We start from the raw sequence: 22899 nt of genomic DNA, 5'->3' as shown, positions 1-22899 counted from the left end.
TGTTTAAAACATCACAGACTACCAATTCAAAAAAATATGACAACTTCCATCAATCTCAAACGCCGCAGCTTACTGCGCTTCTCCAGCGCCGCCAGCTTGTTCGGCATCCCAGCTCTCAGCTTCTCGCAACTTGCAAACGCAACAGAAAACGATCCATGGCAACGTGCTGCGAGCATCGTCAAACAGTTTTCCAAACCCATCAAATTCGCCAAGCGTGATTTTCCAATTACGAAATTTGGCGCGAAGACTTGTGAGGTCATCACTGCCAACGCGCAAATCGCATCGGATACCGAAGGCGCAATTGATAGCGAGGTATTGACACCAAAACCTAACTCGCACGATTGCTACCAAGCGATTAAACAAGCGATACAAGCATGCAACAAAGTAGGTGGTGGTCGAGTTCTGATCCCAGCAGGAAATTGGTATTGCGCAGGCCCCATCCGTTTACGCTCGAATGTGCATCTACATTTGGCAGCGAATGCCCATGTATTCTTTAGCGCCAATCCAGCCGACTATGCAAAATATGGCGATATCGATTGCGGTAAAAATGGCAAGCTGGTCATCTCGCGTTGGCAAGGTAATGACTGCTTAAACTATTCACCCATGGTGTATGCCTATGGTGAGAATAATATTGCTATCACCGGCGAAGACTGGAGCAGTATTTTAGATGGCCAAGGTGGTACTTTGTTTGAAGATGGTTCGGGCAATTGGTGGGATTGGAAGGGTAGAAAAAATCCTAAGAAACCTATCCTCAACTCCGAAGTGAATGTGAATCCGAACAATCCAGAAAATCTCGATCTATTAGCACCATCGCTGACCGAAGAAGCAAAGAAATTAGTCCAAGGCGTCGGTGAAAAATGGCGTACGGATTCGCGCTTTTTACCGGTATTGTCTGAACTCGGCATTCCGACTTCAGCGCGCATTCTCGGAGTCGGCCATTATCTACGCCCGTGCATGATAGAGCTAATCGGCTGTACTAATGTCGAATTAAGAGGCTATAAAATCCAAGCAGCACCATTCTGGTTGCATCACCCAGTCAAATGCCGCAATGTGCACATCAGTAAAGTCAACATGGATAGTATGGGGCCGAACAGCGATGGCTTCGATCCTGAAGCTTGTGACACGGTGTTAGTTGATCACTGTACTTTCAACACAGGTGACGATTGCATCGCGATCAAATCTGGCAAAAACCGCGATACCCAGTTTGGCCCGACACGCAATATCGTCATACAACATTGCGTGATGAATAGTGGTCACGGTGCGGTCACCTTAGGTAGCGAAATGGCGGCGGGTATCGAACATATCTACGCGCAAGATCTGGATTTCCGCAACATGCATTGGGATAAGGATGCGTTGAACACAGCGATACGTATGAAAACCAATATGAATCGCGGTGGCTTTTTGCGACATTTTTACGTACGCAATATCACGATACCGAATGGTGTAAAGACGACTGCCAGCTTCTATAAGCCATTACCTGACTCGCAAATTCCAGTGCAGACGGTTTCCTCTAGTGCTGGTGCGGTCATAACTATCGATTGCGATTACGCGCCCGCTGACGATAGCGTACGTACTCGTCCACCGGTAATTTCTGACATCCACATTTCAAACGTCAACGTCGGTACTGTGAATATTGATGGCGGCAATTATTCTGCTTACCAAGCTTTTGTGTTATTGGGCCCTGTCGCATCAAGCTACAACGGCAAGACTAAACAAGCAATTTTACCAATTCAGAATGTCAGTATTCGCAACTGTGATTTCGGTACAGTACGCAATCAAATTGCGCCTTGGTTCTTGCATCATGTGCAGAATCTGCAATTGGAAAACATCAAAATTAACGGTAAAACTTACACCGAGACTTTATCGACTTAGTTTTATTTCGATATCATTAGACTGCGCACTTTGCACAGTCTAATGATGAAGATATTAAAAATAAAAGAAGGTTTTACTTCCAACTAATCACAGCGCATCATAGATCAATTTGATGCCAGAAATTCCGAGCAATCCAGTCGCTAAGGAGTAGAAATAGCGCTCAGGAATCACTCGCAACACATGCAAACCCATCCACACACCGAGCGGTGCAAAAATCGCCAGGCAAGCTGCGATTTGCAAACTATCCAAAGTAAAAAAACCGAGTGCCATATAAGGCAATAACTTGCCTGCATTCACTACGGTAAAAAAGACCGCTGTGGTCGCGACGAATTGCTCCTTCGCCAGATCTTTCGCCATCAAGTAGACCAAAATGGGTGGCCCACCCGCATGTGCCACAGTGCTAGTGACACCGGATACCGTTGCGCAAACGCGGGCAAAAAATTTACCTGGTTGTTGGTGCCAACGCAGACGCTGGCGCAACTGAAACATCCTGTCCAACATAAACGCCACAGCAATGACGCCTATCATGCCTTTGATAAGTTTGTCAGAAAATACACCCATCGCGAACGAACCCAAAACGATACCGAGTATTCCACCAGGCAAGATGATTTTCAACTCGTCAATCGACCATTTTTTCCAATAGGCCTTCACGCCGAAAACATCCATGACACAAAGTATCGGCAATAACACTGCGACGACTAATCGCGGTGATAAAAACATTGCCATCAAAGGTACGCCCACGCCTCCCAATGCACCGCCAAATGCAGATTTCGAAATACCAGTGATCAAAATAGCGAGGGCACAGACTATCCAAGCTAGCAAACTCATTTCATGCATAAAACCATCCACAGCTAACTTGATACTTGTACTCATTCATCGCGATGCCGCTTTCGGTATTCCATTAACCATATCCCAATCTTGTTCATTGAACGCCGCCTGCGTCATCTTGGCTTTCGGATAGCTACTCACTTCACGCTCATCATTGATAATCGTGCCGCGCCCTTCCGCTATAAAGTACAGAACACGAATATCATCCGCATCTCTATCCCAAGGGCGAGCCCCCGCATAACGCAGCAATTCTGTTTCTACATCTTTAGCTGGCATCACTTGCAAGCCATCAGGCCAATCGATAGGTGTCTCTCTCAGCAACAACTGGGCTCGAGTTTGTCCATAGCGACCTAACATCGGCAAAGGCGCACCGAATTGATCAACCGCGATATTGTCTTTCTCAAAATACGCAAGATCGCCGTCTCCACCGATACTTATTAAAGGCAAACCTTTTTCTGTCGAAAAACCACCGCGCATCACATTGCCGACTACATTCAACTTACCCAGCTGATATTCATGCTCACCCCACTCCAAGGCCATCAAATTGTAATGAATCGCTTTGGCGCGTGGATTGTAAATCAAGTTATTCACCACACTCGCTTGTACACCACCTTTTAGCAAAGGATTACGTTCAACATTATGCGCCCAGATGTTTCGGTAAAAAACGATCTGCGTGATGTTGTCATGCACTAGGCTGCCTTTCGAATGTTCGCCCTTGCTATGACTGGCTTCGGCTAATCCTTCTGCCGCTAGATTGTTCGAGAACAAGACATGGTGGCTGGTACCATTACGCCAATCGTCGGGCGTCTCACCTTTAAAGCGCGGCCCAGATGCCGACATGTTTTCATCGATCGCCCAACTGATGCTGCAATGATCAATCAAAACATGATGCGCTGCCGAGATATTGATGCCATCCACTTCCCAACCACTCGTTTTAGTTTGGCCGTCAACGCCTGTGCGAACGCGCAGATGTTGGATAATGGTTTGTGGCGCTCGGATATTCATCCCGCCACGGATCAAAGTAACTCCAGGCGCTGGTGCGGTTTGCCCCAATATCGTGAGATTGGGTTCGGTCACTTGTAAAACACTGCGCTCGAGATCAATTACACCTCCCACTTCAAAAACGATCACGCGTGGTCCTTTGGTGTCTATCGCTGCACGCAAAGATCCCGGTCCCTCTTTCTGCAAATTAGTCACGCGTAGTATTTTTCCGCCGCGCCCACCGTGTATCGATGCTACCCATGCCATTTCGTTGGGATAGACGTACCTTTTTTGCACCTTTATCAAGTCACTTGCAAAAGCAGTTGCGGGCACCAACGCCAAACTTAGGCATGTAAATAGTAGGCAGCAACTGTACAAACTCTGCATCAACATATTTCGCAATCTATTCATCACTATTTCCCTTTTTATTTTGTGCGTATAAAAAAATAACGCGGCTTAACAAATCATTCGTTAAGCCGCGTCATCGCTACTTCATACCATCTTAGAATTTGTAACGTACGCCCAACAAAAACTCACGACCTGTGACGTTATTCACAACAACGCTATTTCGAGCGCGGCTAATGAATTGATCATTCGCCTGATTCGTCAAGTTAGTTCCTTCAAAACTAAATTCCCATTTGTCATTCAACTTGTAAGTCATCGACAAATCAACATTGACCGTACCATTTTTGCCTTCGACGTCATTATTGTTTTGACCTGGAACACGAGTCAGGAACGCAGAACGTTTTGATGCGGATACACGCGCACTAAAAGCACCGTCATCATAGTAGAGCGTTGCATTCCAAGACTTCGGCGACAAATTGAGCAAGTCATCCGTAATCGTCACCGCGCTGGTTGGCGAGACTACATATTCAATTTTGGAATTGACGTAGGTGTAGTTAAGTAATGTCCCGAAATTCTTGCCCCAAGCTGGCAAGAAAGTGAATGGCTGTTGATAATTCAATTCAAAGCCGCGCAACTTACCACCTTTGGTATTAATTGGTGCCGTAACCTGAAATACTTCTTCGCCTGTGAAATTAGATGGCAACAAAGACATAGGTAAGCCCGTATCTTTAAAGGCGACGTTCGTGCGTATGCTTTGGATGTAGGTATTAATATTCTTTTGGAACAAACCTAAACCTAAGAACGCATTTTTACCAAAATACCATTCAAAGTTAGAGTCAAAGGTATCGGCGCGGAATGGCTCTAACAAAGGATTACCACTGGTGACTGACAGCGTACCCGTCGTTGAGATCGTCCCGCCTGGATTCAAATTGCCGAGTTGCGGACGCGCCATCACTTTAGCTGCCGCAAAGCGTGCGATGAAATCTTTCGATAGATTTAATGCGATATTCAATGAAGGCAAAACATCATTGTAGGAATTACGTACAGTGACCGCCGTGCCGCCGGCGTTTGCTTGATAGCCGGTTGCGATCTGCTCAGTCTGTACATAGCGCACACCAAAATTACCGCGCACGGGGAAACCGAATATATTGTTCGTGAAGTCACCCATGAGGAATGCGCTCTTATCGTTCTCGGTCACTGCACGGTTATTGCCACGTGCATTGCCATTAGTAATCGACGATAAAGTGAAATCACCTGGGCCACCTGCAGGACCACTCTTTAGGCAATTGCAGTAAATATCATAAGCTTTAGCGATTGCATTCAGATCGGGAATAAGCCAAGACGTTGGTGTGCCTGCTGGTAAATTTTGACCACGACCAAAACCTGTTAATTGAGTCGTCAAACTGGCGATACTCGTGCCTGCATTGGGTGCGAATATCGTGTCATTTTGATTGACGCGACGTGACTCATAAGAATCGAAGGTATATTTTTTGTAGTCAGCACCAGCGCGTAAAGTCAGTTTGTCTTCAATCGCGTCCCAAGAGAAATCGACATGGGCGACATCGTTGCGATTGTTTGCCCCTTGTGGGCGAATCCGAATTTCACTGGTCGATGTATTGGTTACCGTGGTCGGCTGCGTGCCCGTCGTCACTTGCGGTACCGAGACCAAGGTCATAGGACCGGTGGCAGATGCAGCATCGAACGGATAAGTAATTGTTGGCATGCGGTCATTTGCACGGAAATCCAACGCATAGCCATTCACATTCAATGCATCTAAGGTCGTCGTGGTTTGTATAGGATTGGCAAACTTAGACGTAGCACGACCAACACGTGCATTCATACGGAAAGTGTCGCTGAACTGATGATCCAGAGTCAAAGTTGGTTGAGTGAAGGTCGTGGATAATTGATCAAACCGAGATTCCGCACGAATATCTACGCCGTTATACATACCGTATAACAAAGCGCCATTTGGTGCATATTCAGTCTTCACAACACTGGTTTGAGGTTTACCACCTTGGCTCGCACTACGACTAAAAGAAATCGCTTCCAAGAAATCTTCTTGGCGTGTCGCATCCAATTTGGAGTACAACAAATCCAAAGACAAAGTAGTACCGCGTTGCGGTTTATATTGTAGTGACGCCGTTAAACCCAGGCGATCTTGATCATGGGTCAATCGACCATAGCGTGGCAAGCGCGGTACAAAATTATTGGCTGAACTGGCTAAGTTATAGGCTGCGATATTTTCAGCGGTACCTGGCAAACGTGCGGCACCTTGCGCAGTCGGTCCGCACGTTGTCGCAGTGGTAGCAGGATTGGCAGGCGTCACGCCAACTGGTGAACACCAGCCGCCAGATGAAGGACCATTGTCCCACCGCACAGTACTAAAGCCTTCTTCGTAAACACGGCGTTTAGAATATGCGCCTGATAGCAAAGCACCAAAAGTATTGTTTGCAAAGGTATTTGAAATTAAGAAACCAACTCGCGGGTCGGTCTTCTGTGACAAATCGTTGTAGCGACCTTTTGCCATCACAGTCGCATTAAAGCCACGCAGATCAAACGGGCGCATGGTTTGCAAATCGACAGTTGCACCGAGCGAGCCCTCATCCACATCGGCAGAAGCGCTCTTACGTACCGTCAAGGAATTAAACAATTCAGAAGGGAATACATTAAAGTCAAAGCCACGTGAGCGATTCGCACCACCTGAGCTATCCGTACCGCCAGTAGTCGCCAAGCCCTCAATCCCATTGATACGAACACGGGTAAAATCTTGCCCCAAACCGCGCACAGTAATGCTGCGACCTTCACCGGCATCGCGATCAATTACAACACCAGGAATGCGTTGCAGGGATTCTGCCAGGTTGGTGTCAGGAAATTTTCCCATATCCTCAGACTTGATGACATCAACAATACCGTTGTCGTCGCGCTTTTTGTTTAATGCGCTCTCTAAAGATGCTCGCAAACCAGTAACGACAACTAGCTGTTCATCATTCTTTTTAGCATCCTGAGCGTAAGCACTGCTAATTGCCATCGCTAGAACTGTGCTGGTGAAGGCGAATCGCCCTATGTTTTGTTTCAAGTTCGTCTTGCGCATGATCGTATTCCTTTAGTCTCGAATTATTGTGAGTAAGCTAGTGTATGAATAGTCTCTGATGCCTCACCACGGCATGGTGATCAATCTATATCGCGAACGCGAGTTAAACCCAGACACATTTCTATCTACCTAACTTTGAACCAATTCTAAAATTGTTTCCGCGGTCAGCGCGAGAACTATTGTTGTAGCAAAATAGGCAACCAGTCCGAAAAACGGCTCAAGATGCTTCTTTAAAGACAACTTTCAGGAAAACAATAAATCGACAAAATCTTCGAAAATACAATTAATTTCGCTTAAACAGCATAATTTGTGACATTTAATTTCCAAAGAGAAAGAAATTTAAATCGTTTGAAATCAACTAACGGGTGCTGCAAAAAAATTTATAGATCTCCCAAAAAAACAACAATTGGCCTTACCAAAATCATTTTTTGGTTCACCAAAAATACCAATTTGGTCAATCCAAATATATGCTTTGGCCTACCAAGATATCCAATAAATCGACATTCCTAGCGTTGCACAAAACATTTTTCAGCGGCAAAGAAAAAGGCATCTGAGAACGACTCAACGGAAATGGTCGGTATTCAATCGAGCAAAAAAAAAGCAGCCGCAAAATGCGACTGCTTTCTTATCGTGAAATGCTCAACTAAAAAAGGCTTCAAATCCGACTAGCCTATGAGCAAATTAACGATCTTAAAATTCTGATTGGACGCCTACGGTGAAGCTGGTTACACCAAAAGTTGTATCCCTAAAGCCTGAAATTTTAACTTTACGATTATCAACTTCTGCACGCACAGACACTTTTTTATCGATTTGGTACTGAACACCTAGACCAATCAAAGGCTGGCCAGAGTAATGCGTTTCAGAACCAGAGAAACCCGCAGCGCTAGCAACAATCTCGCCCTTCATAAATGCAATACCCAATTTCGCAAAACCAACAAAGTTGTTGACTGGCGTCGTTTTAACAAAACCTGCGATATCTGCACCACGACCATTGAAAGTTGCCTTCAATGTAGAATCACTGGCACCAACTTCATTTAAATATACATAACTACCCTCAACACCAAAATTAGGTGTGAAGTCATAGCCACCATATAACTTCCAAGTACCTGCGGCTGTATGACAACTAGTGGAGCCAACGCAATCAAAATTCCATTTTGCACGGCCAACGGAGCCACCAAAATAAGTCGTTTGTGCAGCCGCATGCGCGCTCGCAAATGCGCTACCCAAAACGATGGCTGCAACCAGAATATTTTTCTTTAACATGAAGAATCACCTTAAGATGAGATTTTAAAAAGCCTGCATTGGATCATTAATTGCGCCATCAATTGAATCATTAAAAGGCTATTAATCAAACCAATAACGAGCCGTACATCTAACGAAATCAAGATCAGTGCATAAGCAATTTTCATGGTTTCGTACCAATTTGGCATTCTACCTGCAGAGAACTAGCATGCGCAGGAATTATTTGCATTTCGTTGTGTTTTTCTTGCATTCTTGGATGTCAGCGACATGACTACCATCCTAGTACATCCCAAAGCAAACCAAATGTACGCCTTCTTACTGGCAAATTAACGTATAGGCAAACTACTAACTGGCTTAATCTCTTCCATACAAATCATTGATCTTAAATTACCTACGCCAGGCACTTGCATCAATTTATCTGTCAAGAACTGCGACAAACTCTTCAAATCATTTGCCACGACTTTCAACAAATAATCAAAATCACCCGAAATGGTATGGCACTCAATAATGTCGGGGAAGGCTTTTAAGTGTCTTTCAATTTCACGTGCATTGCGATTTTGCTCTCTGTCTAGCGACAAACTAACGAAGGCCATTACGCCTAAGCCGATGGCCTCAGGGGCAACTTGTGCCGTATAAGAACGAATCACATTTGCCTCTTCTAGCGCCCGCACCCGACGCAAGGTTTGAGGAGGAGACAAATGTATTTTCTCTGCCAATTGTAGATTGCTAATACGCCCATCGTCTTGCAAATGGCGCAAAATATTCAAATCGTAGTTATCCATGCATCACCCACCTTCCCATAAATTCCGCATAAAATCAAAAAAACAAGAACTAAATTCCCAAAATAAGATCAAAATGAAATTTAATTTCTACTTAGTCGATTATACCTAATAATTACGAAATCAAATTATCGCATGTAGGCATATAATTCCTCCACCTGATGAACGCAAATATGAATACGAATGCGAGTAGTAGCTCCATTTGTTCATAAAAAGGCATAAAAACCAGTCCCAATCAGTGATTAAGCCAGTACCATTACGCCCGCACACGCAAGATTGCTGCGAGAATGACTAAAGTCTGAACGTTTTTTGAAAGCAAAGAAGAGACAATGAAAACTATCTCCTTAATTGGTGCACCGACCGATGTTGGTGCAAGTGTCAAAGGTGCGGGCATGGGTCCTGACGCGATGCGAGTGGCAGGCTTAACGCAGGCACTAGAAGCGCGTGACTTGACGGTGATTGACCATGGCAATTTGCAGGGCCCCGCCAATCCCTGGCAAGCGCCAGTCAATGGCTTGCGCCATCTGAACGAGGCCATAGACTGGAATCAAGCAGTTTATGACGAAGTTAGCAGCGCATTAAAGCAAGGTCATCTACCTATGATGTTGGGTGGAGATCACTGCTTGGCGATCGGCTCCATTAGCGCGGTGGCAAAACACTGCAAAGACACCGGCAAAAAGTTACGCGTTCTGTGGTTCGATGCTCATGCCGACAGTAATTTGTCGACTATCAGTCCAACTGGCAATATTCACGGCATGCCAGTTGCGTGCCTGATGGGTCATGGGCCAGAACAGTTAATCGCCTACGGTGGCTATACACCTGCGATGCAGCCAAATGAAATCCGTCAAATCGGCATTCGCAGTGTCGATGATGGCGAACGTCAGTTTATCCACGACATGGGTATTCCTGTATTTGACATGCGTTATATTGATGAACATGGTATGCGTGCGGTAATGTTGAAGGCACTCGAAGGCGTTGATGAAAATACCCATATCCACGTCAGCTTCGATCTCGATTGCCTTGATCCGGATATCGCACCAGGTGTTGGAACCGCTGTCCTGGGCGGCCCGACTTATCGCGAAGCGCAGTTGTGCATGGAAATGATTGCGGATACGGGTTTATTGCGTTCACTCGACGTTGTCGAACTTAACCCTGCTTTGGATTTACGCAATCAAACTGCGATTTTGGCGGTGGATTTAATTGAAAGTTTGTTTGGCAAATCGACTTTGGTACGGATGGCGGATAAATAAGCCGTCGTCAGAAAAAAGGAAAGCCCGCAGAACGTTCAAACATTGCGGGCTTTTTTTGTCTATTCCCACTCGGTACCTAAGCCACCAACACCAGATTATCTCTATGGATTAATTCTGGCTCTTCTACAAATCCCAAAATACTCACAATCTCAGAAGATGCCTTACGCATAATACGACGCGCATCGCCACTGCTATAGTTACTCAATCCCTTCGCGATGGTTCGACCACTCTCATCGACGCAACTGACCACGGCACCACGACCAAATTCACCTCGTACATCAGACACGCCGATTGCCAGCAAAGACTTACCTTCGTCACATAGTTTAATCACTGCACCCGCATCCAATACCAATTGTCCCGAAGTCTGCAAATGATCCATCATCCATTGCTTGCGTGCGGCCAGTGGTGCCATGTCAGAACTCAATTGCGTACCTATTGCCTCACCGTTCGCCAGACGAACCAACACATTATCTTCACGCCCCCAGGCAATCACGGTATGCGCACCAGAACGTGCAGCGCGTTTTGCCGCAAGAATCTTGGTCAACATACCACCGCTCCCTAGACTAGAACCGACACCACCTGCCATCGCCTCCAAAGCCACATCACCAGCCCGTGCTTCGTGAACAAATTGCGCATCGGGATTTTTGCGTGGATCGGCAGTGTATAAACCTTGTTGATCAGTCAAAATAATCAGGGCATCGGCTTCCACCAGATTCGCCACCAAGGCGCCTAAAGTATCATTGTCACCAAACTTGATTTCATCCGTCACCACCGTGTCATTCTCATTAATTACCGGCACGATGCCGAAACCAAGCAAGGTCAACAATGTGGAACGCGCATTCAAGTAACGCTCACGATCCGCCAGATCGGCATGCGTCAATAAAATCTGCGCAGTCCCCAAATCATGCGCGCGAAAGCTAGTCTCATAAATCTGGGCCAAACCCATTTGCCCCACCGCCGCACAAGCCTGCAATTCATGCACGCCAGTTGGTCGCGTCTCGAAACCTAAACGCTGCCGACCTTCGGCAATTGCGCCAGAACTGACAAGCACGACTTCTTTACCCATCGCTCTTATCGCTGCAATCTGTTGCGCCCAGTTGGCGATAGCGACACGGTCAAGACCACGGCCTTCGTTGGTGACCAGAGAGGAACCGACTTTAATAATCAGGCGTTTAGCGTTTTGGATTAGGGATTGCATGAGGGATAAGATATCGCATTTTCATTCGGAATTAGATGAACCAAATTATACATTATTCTGAATACGCATTAATTCTCGGAATTTTGTTTTGAATTCAATTCACAAACTATGGGAAGTAAACGTAAAAAGAGCCGAACAAGTCGGCTCTTTTTGCATCGAAAATCGATTAGATAGCTAAGAAGTTAATCAATAACTTTAAAACGTGGATCATCCGGATCAATTGACAAAATTCCCTGTGCTTCTTCTTTCATTTGGGTCTCTTGTGAGCGCTGTTCTGCTTGACGTTTCTCAGCTAAATGCGCATAGATATCGTTGACCAAGGCTTGGCAACCTTCGTGATTCAAAGCCGAGATTTCGAATACTGGGCCCTTCCAGCCGAAGCGCTTCACAAAATCCTTAACGCGTTTTTTGCGATCTTCCGCATTTAGGACATCGAGCTTATTCAAGACTAACCAGCGCGGTTTTTCTGCCAGCGATTCATCGTATTTCGCTAACTCTTTAATCAAAGCTTTCGCATCTTTAACTGGATCGACGTCGTCGTCGAACGGTGCTAAGTCGACGATGTGCAAGAGCAAACCTGTGCGCTGTAAATGCTTGAGAAATTGCACGCCGAGGCCAATACCATCCGCTGCGCCTTCGATCAAACCTGGAATATCGGCGATCACGAAACTCTTTTCGTGACTAACGCGAACCATACCTAAATTTGGATGCAATGTCGTAAATGGATAATCGGCGATCTTTGGACGCGCATTGGAAACAGCCGTAATGAAGGTCGATTTACCCGCATTTGGTAAGCCCAACAAACCAACGTCTGCCAGTACTTTTAATTCAAGTTTGAGTTCGCGGCGTTCGCCTTCTTTGCCATCGCTGCGTTGACGTGGCGCACGATTGGTCGATGATTTAAAGTGGATATTGCCCCAACCACCCTCACCGCCGCGCGCTAACAAAACTTCTTGACCATGTTCAGTGATATCGGCGATAACTTCATCGGTATCTCTGTCCATAATTAAAGTGCCGACTGGCATGCGCAAACGGATATCGTCTGCACCTTTGCCGTAACAATCTGCGCCACGACCGTTTTCACCGTCTTTGGCTTTGTGTAATTTGGAATAGCGGAAATCGACTAAGGTATTAATGTTACGGTCGCCGACTGCGTAGATACTACCGCCTTTGCCGCCATCACCGCCATCCGGACCACCGAACGGACGGAATTTCTCACGACAAAAGGATGCGACACCGTTGCCGCCGTCACCTGCGATGACTTCGATTCTTGCTTCGTCAATAAATTTCATGTTTGCCGCCTAAACGAAAGGGCTCTTCAGCCTTGATTCCCAGTCTTTCTTTTTGGTGGCATCTGGTGCGATCTAGACGCGCTTGAAAACTGAACACTGGGTGATTACGAATTGAGAGTCTGAACAGGCTATTGTGCTGTTTTATTTCACTAGCAGCAATAGACAATGTTCTAAGACAAAGTATGCTAATTGGCTAAGGCAATTAAGCTGGACGATCGCTACGATCATCATTTTTCACAAGGCAACTAATTAACACCATTTTTTAGCAATTGCTTGTAATGCTTACTTCTAAATCCTCTGAAAACCAAAAAGGCTCTACCTATGGCAGAGCCTTTTTGTTCAGCAAATTGTCAGCTTAATGAATTAAGCAACAACCATTACTGTTTGACGCTTCAACGCGCCTTTGATAGCAAATTGTACTTTGCCTGTTACCAGAGCGTACAAAGTGTGATCTTTACCCATACCAACGCCTTCGCCTGCGTGTACTTTAGTACCGCGTTGACGAACGATGATACCGCCAGCATTGATAGCTTGGCCGCCGTAAACTTTAACGCCTAAGCGTTTTGACTCTGAGTCACGGCCGTTGCGCGTGGTGCCGCCGCCTTTTTTATGTGCCATTTAATAGCTCCTTGAATATTCTGGTGAAATTGCTTACGTAGTTCAACGGACTTAACCGTTGATCGAAACGATTTGCAGTTCAGTATAGTTTTGGCGATGACCTTGGCGCTTTTGGTAATGCTTACGACGACGCATTTTGAAAATACGTACTTTATCGTGACGACCTTGGTCGATTACCTTAACTAGCACCGTTGCACCTGCGACCAACGGAGTACCAAATTTAATGGTTTCTCCAGCACCCATAGCGAGTACTTGATCGATAGTGAATTCGGAGCCAATGTCTGCAGGTATCTGTTCTACTTTAAGTTTTTCACCAGCGACAACTTTATATTGTTTGCCACCGGTTTTTATGACCGCGTACATGTGAAACCTCATCAAATAAATAATAGGGATTCCCGAGCGCTCTTATTGACAGTGACTGACATCATCAACAAAAAATCAAGGGAACTGCGGATTATACATAGCTAACTGGAGGCGGTCAAAGACTTTTGCGTAATTTTTCAGCAGCCCCACTGCTATTCATGCTTAGAAAACAATAGACTATGGTAAAAACTTTAATTCAGCTCTAGTTTGAGCCTTCACTTCACCGTTTCCCCACGCAATTGCTAGGTATTGAAGCAAATTCGACCGCTGCGTCATTGAGGTTCAGTCAGTCGCCAATCCCAAAAAACAGGGCACGCGTCGAATTGTTTAATTTTTTGCAAGTGCCCGAGACACTGGAATCAAGTCCGCCTGACCCCAATTGCCCAGCCAAATCAGCATTGACAACAAAGAAAACCAATTGAGGCGCGTCACGGTCAATCTCTATGAAAATGTTACTAAGTTGAAATAGACGATTTTTCAGCAATCCAGCCAAGAAGCAATGAGTTTTTTTGATAGCGTGCGTTGAATTAAAAAAATCATAGAAAAGCCTAACAAAAGTTAAAGCCACAAATGTAGTTTTTGTGTGGCTATGCGTAGGCATCGCGCTGGTATCGTATAATCACGCCACATTTTAATTAGCTCTTTGCAGGATATCCCCTTGTCTGCCACGCCTAACCAAAACACCATCAATCAATTAATCGCCCCGGAAATGGATGCGGTCAATCTGGTTATACGCCAACAATTGCATTCGGATGTAGCGCTCGTCAGCCAAATTTCAGAATACATAATTAATGCAGGTGGCAAACGTATTCGGCCTGTATTGGTTCTACTGATGGCAAATGCTTACGGCTATCAAGGTCAGTATCATTATGACTTGGCAGCTATCGTCGAGTTCATACATACCGCAACCCTGCTGCATGATGACGTAGTCGATGAATCCTCTATGCGGCGTGGGCGCCAGACCGCCAATGCCTTATTTGGCAATGCAGCGTCGGTGTTGGTCGGTGACTTCTTATATTCACGCGCATTTCAGATGATGGTGTCGATCAATAGCATGCAGATTATGCAAATCCTAGCAGATGCAACCAATGTCATTGCCGAGGGTGAGGTTTTACAGTTACTGAACATGCATGATCCCGATGTAACAGAAGAACGCTACCTCGAGGTGATTCGCTGCAAAACAGCTAAATTATTCGAAGCTGCAGCGGAAATTGGTGCCTTAATCAGTGGCGCAAATCCTACGCAAATCGTCGCAGCTGGTGAATATGGTCGTTCTTTGGGCACAGCATTCCAGTTGATTGATGATGTACTTGACTACTCTGGTGTCGCGGAAGAGATAGGAAAAAACGTCGGTGATGATCTACGTGAAGGGAAACCGACTTTGCCTTTAATTTATCTAATGAAAAATGGTAGTAGTGAGGAAAAAGCACTGGTAAAAGCCTGCATAGAAGAAGGCGACGAGTCAAAATTTGACGCGATATTGACTGCTATTACACAATCTGGCGCACTCGCCTACACCAAGGGAGAAGCTGACAAAGCAGCAGCCCGCGCGGCCCAAGTAATACATGACCTACCGGATTCTGTTTATAAACAAGCGTTAATAGACTTAGCTTTTCTGGCAGTTAATCGTAATCATTGATCCCGAGGCATTCACTGCACCTTCGACTTTCGCTGAGTACTAACTTTGCTCTGAAATTAGTCAATTAAGCAAAATCCAGCATATTGATGGTTTTCAATACCACGGTCTGTGTCCTACAAGTAAGATGCCTATTTACAAAAGCCTCACTTAGTTGCATTATCACAAAGCATCCAATGGCCTAACTAATTTCCGATAGAAAACTATGTCAGCTGTTCCACCAAATTCAGCACCCAGTCTTCCCGCCTCAGGCTTAGCCCGTGCTTTAGCACAAGCAAATTTGGTATCGCCAGCACAAATTGACGCGATCCAAAAGAAAAATCAAATAGATAAAAGCACATTTCTAGATGCATTAATTCAAAGCGGTACGGTTAATGCACGGGATCTTGCAACTTTCTGCTCAGAAACTTTTGGCTATCCGCAAATAGATTTGACAGTATTTGATGAGTCAATGCTACCTGCCAAGGTCATTGATACCAAAATGATGCAATCGCAGAAGGTTATCGCTTTATCTAAAAAAGCAAATAAAGTGTCTGTGGCGATTTCTGATCCAACTAACACTGTTGCGATTGATCAGATTAAATTCCAAACAGGACTCAGCGTCGACATTGTCATTGTTCAACACGATGCCTTAACAAAGCTAATTGACAAGCTAACGAAGTCTTCAGATCAAACAATTACCGATCTGGCTGGCGATGACTTTGAACTTGAATTCAAAGAAGAGGATTTAAATTCAGGTGTAGCCGATACGCAAGCGTCGGAAGTTGATGACGCACCTATTGTCAAATTTCTGCAAAAAATGCTGATTGACGCCATTAATTTGGGAGCATCGGATTTGCATTTCGAACCTTTCGAAAAGTTTTACCGGATTCGCTTCCGTGTTGACGGTGAGCTACGAGAAATTGCGCAGCCGCCACTGGCTATCAAAGACAAATTGGTTTCTCGCATCAAAGTTATCTCAAAACTCGATATTTCAGAAAAACGCGTGCCGCAAGATGGCCGTATGAAATTGGTACTATCAGCAAATAAAGCCATCGATTTCCGCGTCAGCACCTTGCCTACGCTGTTTGGCGAAAAAATTGTTATGCGTATTTTGGATGGATCACAGGCGCAAATGGGTATTGATGCGCTTGGCTATGATCCTGATCAAAAAGAGATTTTGATGGACGCAATTCAGCGTCCGTATGGCATGGTTTTGGTCACCGGTCCAACAGGCTCAGGCAAAACGGTGTCGCTATATACCTGTCTGAACGTAATTAATAAACCTGGAATTAATATCTCTACAGCGGAAGATCCTGCTGAAATTAACTTACCCGGCGTCAACCAAGTCAATATCAATGACAGAGCAGGGCTAACTTTCCCCGTCGCCTTAAAGTCTTTTCTTCGTCAAGATCCTGACATCATCATGGTGGGTGAGATTCGTGATTTGGAAACAGCGGATATTGCGATTAAAGCAGCGCAAACTGGTCATATGGTGTTCTCAACACTGCATACCAATGATGCACCGTCTACCTTAACTCGACTGATGAACATGGGTGTCGCACCGTTCAATATTGCTTCATCTGTGATTCTAATTACTGCGCAACGTCTAACTCGCCGTCTCTGCACTTGTAAAAAACCTGTTGAAATTCTAGATGAAGTTTTACTGGCTGCTGGTTTTTTAGACGAAGAACTCGACGGGACCTGGAAACCGAATGGGCCAGTAGGTTGCGAGCGATGCAATGGCTCCGGCTATAAAGGACGAGTCGGTATCTACCAAATCATGCCTATCACCGAAGCCATTGAAAAAATCATTCTGGCCAATGGAACATCTCTAGAAATTCGTAAGCAGTCCGAATCTGAAGGTGTAAAAGGCTTGCGGCGCTCGGGGCTCCAAAAAGTACGTCAGGGCTTAACTAGCCTAGAGGAAGTTCTTGGCTGCACGAATGAATAAGGTATAGGAAACTGTATGGCAACGACGTCAAAAAGCAAACCGGCAAAACCAGCCCAAGTCAAAGAATTTTTATATTCTTGGGAGGGTAAAGACCGCCAAGGTAAAAAGGTAACAGGAGAAATTCGTGCTGGCGGAGAAACCATCGTCGCCGCCACAATACGCCGTCAAGGTATTGTTGTTGTTAAAATCAAAAAGAAGAGTTATAGCTCTGGCAAAAAAATTACGGACAAAGACATCACTTTGTTTACAAGACAATTAGCAACGATGATGAAAGCAGGTGTTCCACTTCTGCAGTCATTTGACATCGTGGGCAAAGGTCACGCCAATCCATCAGTCTCCAAACTATTGCTCGATATCCGTGGAGATATCGAGACCGGTACGAGCTTAAATCAGGCCTTTAGAAAATATCCCTTATACTTTGATCCATTGTTTTGTAACTTAGTGGGTGCTGGTGAGCAAGCTGGTATTTTGGAGGATCTATTAACCAGACTTGCTATTTATAAAGAAAAGACCTTGGCTATCAAAGCCAAAATTAAGTCGGCGCTTACCTATCCAATTGCGATTTTATCGATAGCTTTTATTGTTACCGCAGTTATTATGATTTGGGTCGTACCTGCGTTTAAAGAAGTGTTTACTAGTTTTGGTGCAGATCTGCCAATGCCAACACTAGTGGTGATGTCGATTTCCGAATTTTTTGTTAAAAATTGGTATTTGATTTTTGGTGGGATTGGCGGCGCGATTTATTTCTTTCTCCAAACTTGGCAGCGTTCGCTCAGAATGCAACAAATTATGGATAGAGCCTTATTGCAAGCACCAATTTTTGGTGATGTTATACGAAAAGCAACTATGGCACGATGGACACGGACCTTGGCAACTATGTTTGCTGCTGGCGTACCTTTGGTTGAAGCTCTCGATTCAGTGGGCGGTGCCTCAGGCAATGCCGTCTATCTAGATGCCACCATCAAAATTCAGACCGAAGTAACTACTGGTACCAGCCTGACTGTCGCAATGCAGAACGCCAATGTATTTCCATCTATGGTGACGCAAATGGTTGCAATTGGCGAAGAATCCGGTGCACTTGATGCGATGTTAGGCAAAGTTGCAGATTTTTACGAGGATGAAGTAGATGAAGCCGTCGCATCATTGTCTAGCTTGATGGAACCGATAATTATGGTGATTTTGGGTGTCATTATTGGTGGTCTGGTTGTTGCGATGTACTTGCCAATTTTCAAACTTGGTTCAGTGGTGTAGTGATGGAGTTAATTTTTTTCGCGGAGCCGGAAACGCTTATCAGTACAATTATCCTCGGCATTCTGGGAATGCTAATTGGTAGTTTTCTGAATGTTGTGATCTACCGCCTCCCGAAAATGATGCAAAGAGAATCGGATAATTATGTCGCTCAGGAATCGGGCAAAGAATTACCGCATCCCGAACACTACAACTTAATGTTGCCACGCTCAGCTTGCCCGAGTTGCGGACACCAGATCACGGCGCTGGAAAATATTCCTGTATTCAGTTATCTGATCATTGGCGGCAAATGCACCTCTTGCAAAGCGCACATCTCAAAACGTTATCCCATGATTGAGGCAATCACGGGACTACTTTCCGCATTCATGATTTGGCATTTTGGCAGCGGTCTCCCAGGTTTGGGCGCAATGGTGTTTGTATGGTTCTTAGTCGCGATGACTTTTATTGATGCCGATACCCAATTACTCCCCGATGACCTTACCTTACCCTTACTTTGGGGTGGTTTGCTATTAAATATTTTCAGCACATTTACTTCGCTCGAAAACGCCGTCATAGGCGCAGCAGCCGGATATTTGTCATTATGGTCAGTGTATTGGCTGTTTAAACTTGCCACTGGAAAAGAAGGTATGGGTTTCGGTGACTTTAAGCTACTTGCAGCACTGGGAGCATGGTTGGGCTGGAGTATGCTGCCCTTGATCATACTGTTATCTTCTGCTGTTGGTGCAATCATCGGCATTTCAATGATAGTTCTTGGGAAATTAGGTAAAGGCAAACCCATTCCATTTGGTCCTTATCTGGCCATCGCTGGGGTAGTCGCCTTGGTCTGGGGGAAAACTCTGACAAATCAATACCTAGGCATGATCAACTGAGATGCATAGTGGTATGTTCAATATAGGACTAACGGGCGGTATCGGCAGTGGCAAAACAACTGTCGCTAACATGTTTGCGGATCTGGGTGCCAGCATTATTGATACCGACCTCATCGCCCATCAATTGACTCAAACTGGTGGCATCGCAATTCCTATTATTGCTGACTATTTCGGAGCAGATTTTATCAATGCCGACGGTACGATGAACAGACCCAAAATGCGTCAGTTGGCGTTTTCGGATGTAGCAGCAAAAAAACAGTTAGAGAATATCTTGCACCCTTTGATCCGGGAACAATGTGAGGCTCAAGCAAAAGCGGCTAGCGGTGTCTATCCTATCTTTGTGGTGCCGCTGTTAATTGAATCTGGCGACTGGAGTGCACGTGTGAAACGCATTCTGGTGGTAGATTGCGATCAAGAAACGCAAATTACTCGGGTAATGCAACGTAACCACTTTGAAAGAACGCAAGTTTTAAGCATTTTGAGCGCGCAAGCAAGCCGCGATGAGCGTCTGGCACATGCAGACGATATTATCAATTCCATGGCAGATTTGTCGCAAGTACGCAGCGAAGTAGAGATACTTCATAAAAAGTATCTGAATTTTGCGATTTCTACCTAATGATACGCACGCAATGTTTGTAATTTTTCTCCGCTTGGTTCAGAATCACGTGAAGAATATTTAGGGCGCATTTACAGCTTGCTTTTAACTTAGTTCAAGCACAAATAGCAGCCAATTAGCACCAAATTTACAGGGAATTTATTTTGATCGTTTATGAGTACCCTTTTAACGAGCGCATACGAACCTTATTGCGGTTAGAAGACCTGTACGAGAAATTTTCTTTTTTCTTACATCAGTCTGATTCACTGCAACATCATGTTGCGATCGCCACTATTTTTGAAATGCTAGAAGTAGCAGGCCGCGCCGACTTAAAATCTGATTTATTACAAGAACTTGATCGCCAAAAAAACACCTTAATTGGTTTCAAATCAAATCCGAATGTACAAGCCGATATGCTCGATCAAGTCATAAATGACGTCGAGCGTGCCAGTATCAATCTGATGGCAAGTACCGGCAAAACTGGTCAAAATATCCGTGATAACGAATGGCTCATGAGTATTCGTGGCAGGACGATCATTCCTGGCGGTGCATGTGAGTTTGATTTACCTAGCTATCACGCATGGAAAAAACTACCTGCCGAAAAACGTTTTACGGACATTTCGACATGGTTCGCGCCAATCGCGCCTTTATTTGATGCAATTAGTGTAGTTTTGAGACTATTGCGAGAGTCTGGCGGGACGACTAAAGTGATTGCCCAAAGCGGTAGTTATCAGCAAATGCTGCAAGGCAAAGTGTATCAACTATTGCGCGTCACACTTCCTCAAGAATTGGGTGCTATCCCTGAAATTTCAGCAAATAAATATATGCTATGGATACGTATCATGTCGCAAGATGGCGATATGAAACCAAAACCGTTCGAAAGTGATGTGCCTTTCGATCTGACGCTCTGCAACTTCTGAGTTTTTGTAACTTCCGAGCTTTTGTAACTCTAAATCACTAAATTATGGCAACTGTCGTATCCTGCCCCACTTGCGCGGCGAAAGTCGTTTGGTCTCCCGAAAATGCTTTTCGTCCGTTTTGCTCAGAACGTTGCAAACAAATCGATCTGGGTGCTTGGGCTGAAGAAAAGTACACGATCCCTGCGGTCAATTTACCAGAAGATCCTGAGAATCCAGATTTAGGACCTACCAACGATTAGACTATTTTTTTGGGATTCCGTGCTTGCGCAGTTTGGCTGCAATCATGGAATGCGACGTATCGAGGCGCGCTGCCAGTTTGCGGCTCGATGGGAACTCCTGATACAGCTTAGTCAGTAATGCTGTCTCAAACTGATTGACAGACGCCTCCCAAGTCTCTGCTTCTTCAAACACCACCGCTTCGCCTTGCATAGAATCTTCCGCCCAATCCAGATCCGCTGCATCCAATACGCGCTGATCGGACATCGTGATCGCTCTAAATACCACATTTTGTAATTGCCGCACGTTACCTGGCCAACGATTGCTAAGCATCGCGGCAGTGGCTGCAGGATTCAATCGCGAGACCGGCTTTTGCGCCTGCGTACAAGCACGCTCGATGAAGTGACGAGCCAGCAGCAGAATATCGTCTGAACGCTCACGTAAAGGCGGCATTTCCAGATGCAGTACATTTAAGCGATAAAATAAATCTTCGCGGAAGCTTCCTTCCTGCACCATTTTTCGCAGATTTCTATGGGTTGCACTGATGATACGCACATTGACTTGAATTTCTTTATCGCCGCCAATACGGCGGAACTTACCGTCATTTAAGAAGCGCAATAACTTAGCTTGTAAGTACATGGACATCTCACCGACTTCATCCAAAAATACTGTACCTCCGTCGGCCATCTCAAACAGGCCAGGCTTGCCGCCACGATTGGCACCAGTGAATGCGCCCGCCATGTAGCCGAACAATTCACTCTCAGCTAAACTTTCGGGCAAGGCAGCGCAATTCAATTCGAGAAACGGTGCGTTAGTGCGAGAGCTAACACCGTGGCAGGCTTGCGCTAGTAATTCTTTACCGGTTCCGGTTTCCCCAGTAATCAACAGAGGAGCATCGACCACCGCCACCCGCGCAGCGCGTTTTTTTAGCACCCGAATTTGCTCCGAGTCACCGATGATGGCTTCAAAGCCACCAATTTCGGCACGCGAGATCGCATGCAAGCGCTCGCCAATGCGTTTCGGTGCAGTCAGTGTAAGCAAAGCACCAACCGCCATGCCATCGCTGGCAGTACCCGCCGATAAAGATTCAAATACGGGCGTTACATCCATTAAGAAGGGTTCGCCATTCAATAACACTTCGCGCGTTGGCGCACAAAATTCATTGGCGATCAATTCATGCTGGATAGTACTGTCTTGCAGCACCTGATACAGCGACTTCTGGCACAGTTCTTTTTCACTGCAACGAACTACTTCTGCAGCAGCTGCGTTGGCGATCACGATACGTCCTAGAGCATCAATCGCCAACACCGGATCTTCCATCACCGCCATAATGGTATCGAGATTCAAACTGCGCCGCATGCCGGGCAGGATATCAACAACTTCTATCGTGCCAACGCCGGCCACTTGGTCACAATCAGCCTGCAAGCTAGCCAACATGCTTTGTTTTAGCTCAGGAATATCGATATAGATATTCGGTGGATCGACCTCCACCGCCTGCACATTCAAGCCCTGACGCGCCAATACCGCGAGAATCTCGTGAGCAATACCGACTCGATCTTCAAAGGGAATATTGACGCGCATGATCTTGTTGTCTTTCTGATTCAAAACAAAGGCTTTTGACAG

Annotated in this window: 19 protein-coding genes; 9 read left to right on the top strand and 10 right to left on the bottom strand. The window is 45.5% G+C overall.

Annotation, left to right across the window (positions count from 1 at the left end):
- Positions 1 to 36 precede the first annotated feature (36 nt).
- Positions 37 to 1872 carry a glycoside hydrolase family 28 protein gene (locus tag ACO0KZ_RS18720; RefSeq protein WP_422998024.1) on the top strand — a complete coding sequence of 612 codons (1836 nt, stop codon included), beginning with the start codon at positions 37 to 39 and terminating at the stop codon, positions 1870 to 1872.
- A gap of 87 nt (positions 1873 to 1959) precedes the next feature.
- Here the strand turns inward: ACO0KZ_RS18720 and ACO0KZ_RS18715 are convergent, their stop codons facing one another.
- From ACO0KZ_RS18715 to ACO0KZ_RS18695, 5 genes are all read right to left on the bottom strand, one after another.
- A complete protein-coding gene (locus ACO0KZ_RS18715) occupies positions 1960 to 2745 on the bottom strand; it encodes a sulfite exporter TauE/SafE family protein (protein WP_422998022.1) in 786 nt (261 codons plus the stop codon).
- On the bottom strand, positions 2746 to 4092 hold the full coding sequence (locus ACO0KZ_RS18710; RefSeq protein ID WP_422998020.1) for a pectate lyase family protein: 1347 nt from the start codon (positions 4090 to 4092) through the stop codon (positions 2746 to 2748).
- A gap of 91 nt (positions 4093 to 4183) precedes the next feature.
- A complete protein-coding gene (locus ACO0KZ_RS18705) occupies positions 4184 to 7117 on the bottom strand; it encodes a TonB-dependent receptor (protein ID WP_422998018.1) in 2934 nt (977 codons plus the stop codon).
- Between the two features lie 690 nt (positions 7118 to 7807).
- Entirely contained in the window at positions 7808 to 8380 is a 573-nt protein-coding gene (locus tag ACO0KZ_RS18700) for an outer membrane beta-barrel protein (RefSeq protein WP_422998016.1), read from the bottom strand.
- Positions 8381 to 8685: 305 nt separating this feature from the next.
- Entirely contained in the window at positions 8686 to 9141 is a 456-nt protein-coding gene (locus tag ACO0KZ_RS18695; RefSeq protein WP_315485206.1) for an Lrp/AsnC family transcriptional regulator, read from the bottom strand.
- Between the two features lie 326 nt (positions 9142 to 9467).
- On the opposite strand from ACO0KZ_RS18695, the gene rocF reads away from it, so the two are divergent.
- The gene (rocF, locus tag ACO0KZ_RS18690) at positions 9468 to 10388 is read left to right on the top strand and encodes an arginase (protein ID WP_422998014.1); all 921 of its coding nucleotides are present in this window, start codon (positions 9468 to 9470) and stop codon (positions 10386 to 10388) included.
- A 76-nt stretch (positions 10389 to 10464) separates the two neighbouring features.
- Here rocF and proB read toward each other — a convergent pair whose 3' ends face one another.
- From proB to rplU, 4 genes are all read right to left on the bottom strand, one after another.
- A complete protein-coding gene (gene proB, locus ACO0KZ_RS18685; protein WP_422998012.1) occupies positions 10465 to 11586 on the bottom strand; it encodes a glutamate 5-kinase in 1122 nt (373 codons plus the stop codon).
- A gap of 182 nt (positions 11587 to 11768) precedes the next feature.
- Positions 11769 to 12878 carry an Obg family GTPase CgtA gene (cgtA, locus tag ACO0KZ_RS18680; protein ID WP_186922155.1) on the bottom strand — a complete coding sequence of 370 codons (1110 nt, stop codon included), beginning with the start codon at positions 12876 to 12878 and terminating at the stop codon, positions 11769 to 11771.
- Positions 12879 to 13241: 363 nt separating this feature from the next.
- Positions 13242 to 13496, bottom strand: coding sequence for a 50S ribosomal protein L27 (gene rpmA / locus ACO0KZ_RS18675; protein ID WP_186892094.1), 255 nt, complete (start codon positions 13494 to 13496; stop codon positions 13242 to 13244).
- Positions 13497 to 13547: 51 nt separating this feature from the next.
- On the bottom strand, positions 13548 to 13859 hold the full coding sequence (gene rplU / locus ACO0KZ_RS18670) for a 50S ribosomal protein L21 (RefSeq protein WP_186892095.1): 312 nt from the start codon (positions 13857 to 13859) through the stop codon (positions 13548 to 13550).
- Positions 13860 to 14568: 709 nt separating this feature from the next.
- On the opposite strand from rplU, the gene ispB reads away from it, so the two are divergent.
- From ispB to ACO0KZ_RS18635, 7 genes are all read left to right on the top strand, one after another.
- Positions 14569 to 15498 carry an octaprenyl diphosphate synthase gene (gene ispB / locus ACO0KZ_RS18665; protein ID WP_422998104.1) on the top strand — a complete coding sequence of 310 codons (930 nt, stop codon included), beginning with the start codon at positions 14569 to 14571 and terminating at the stop codon, positions 15496 to 15498.
- Between the two features lie 202 nt (positions 15499 to 15700).
- The gene (gene pilB, locus ACO0KZ_RS18660; protein ID WP_422998009.1) at positions 15701 to 17428 is read left to right on the top strand and encodes a type IV-A pilus assembly ATPase PilB; all 1728 of its coding nucleotides are present in this window, start codon (positions 15701 to 15703) and stop codon (positions 17426 to 17428) included.
- 15 nt (positions 17429 to 17443) lie between these two features.
- Entirely contained in the window at positions 17444 to 18679 is a 1236-nt protein-coding gene (locus tag ACO0KZ_RS18655) for a type II secretion system F family protein (RefSeq protein WP_422998007.1), read from the top strand.
- 2 nt (positions 18680 to 18681) lie between these two features.
- Entirely contained in the window at positions 18682 to 19545 is an 864-nt protein-coding gene (locus tag ACO0KZ_RS18650) for a prepilin peptidase (RefSeq protein ID WP_422998005.1), read from the top strand.
- Between the two features lie 13 nt (positions 19546 to 19558).
- On the top strand, positions 19559 to 20161 hold the full coding sequence (coaE, locus tag ACO0KZ_RS18645) for a dephospho-CoA kinase (protein ID WP_422998003.1): 603 nt from the start codon (positions 19559 to 19561) through the stop codon (positions 20159 to 20161).
- A gap of 143 nt (positions 20162 to 20304) precedes the next feature.
- Positions 20305 to 21060 carry a cell division protein ZapD gene (gene zapD / locus ACO0KZ_RS18640; protein WP_422998001.1) on the top strand — a complete coding sequence of 252 codons (756 nt, stop codon included), beginning with the start codon at positions 20305 to 20307 and terminating at the stop codon, positions 21058 to 21060.
- Between the two features lie 44 nt (positions 21061 to 21104).
- A complete protein-coding gene (locus ACO0KZ_RS18635) occupies positions 21105 to 21299 on the top strand; it encodes a DNA gyrase inhibitor YacG (RefSeq protein WP_422997999.1) in 195 nt (64 codons plus the stop codon).
- A gap of 1 nt (position 21300) precedes the next feature.
- Here ACO0KZ_RS18635 and ACO0KZ_RS18630 read toward each other — a convergent pair whose 3' ends face one another.
- Positions 21301 to 22881, bottom strand: a complete 1581-nt coding sequence (locus ACO0KZ_RS18630) for a sigma-54-dependent transcriptional regulator (protein ID WP_422997997.1) — start codon at positions 22879 to 22881, stop codon at positions 21301 to 21303.
- Positions 22882 to 22899 lie beyond the last annotated feature (18 nt).

The organism is Undibacterium sp. Di24W (assembly GCF_049340325.1).
GTDB lineage: Bacteria > Pseudomonadota > Gammaproteobacteria > Burkholderiales > Burkholderiaceae_D > Undibacterium.
Note: the sequence above shows the minus strand (reverse complement) of the source record. Positions and strands in the feature narration are given on the sequence as shown.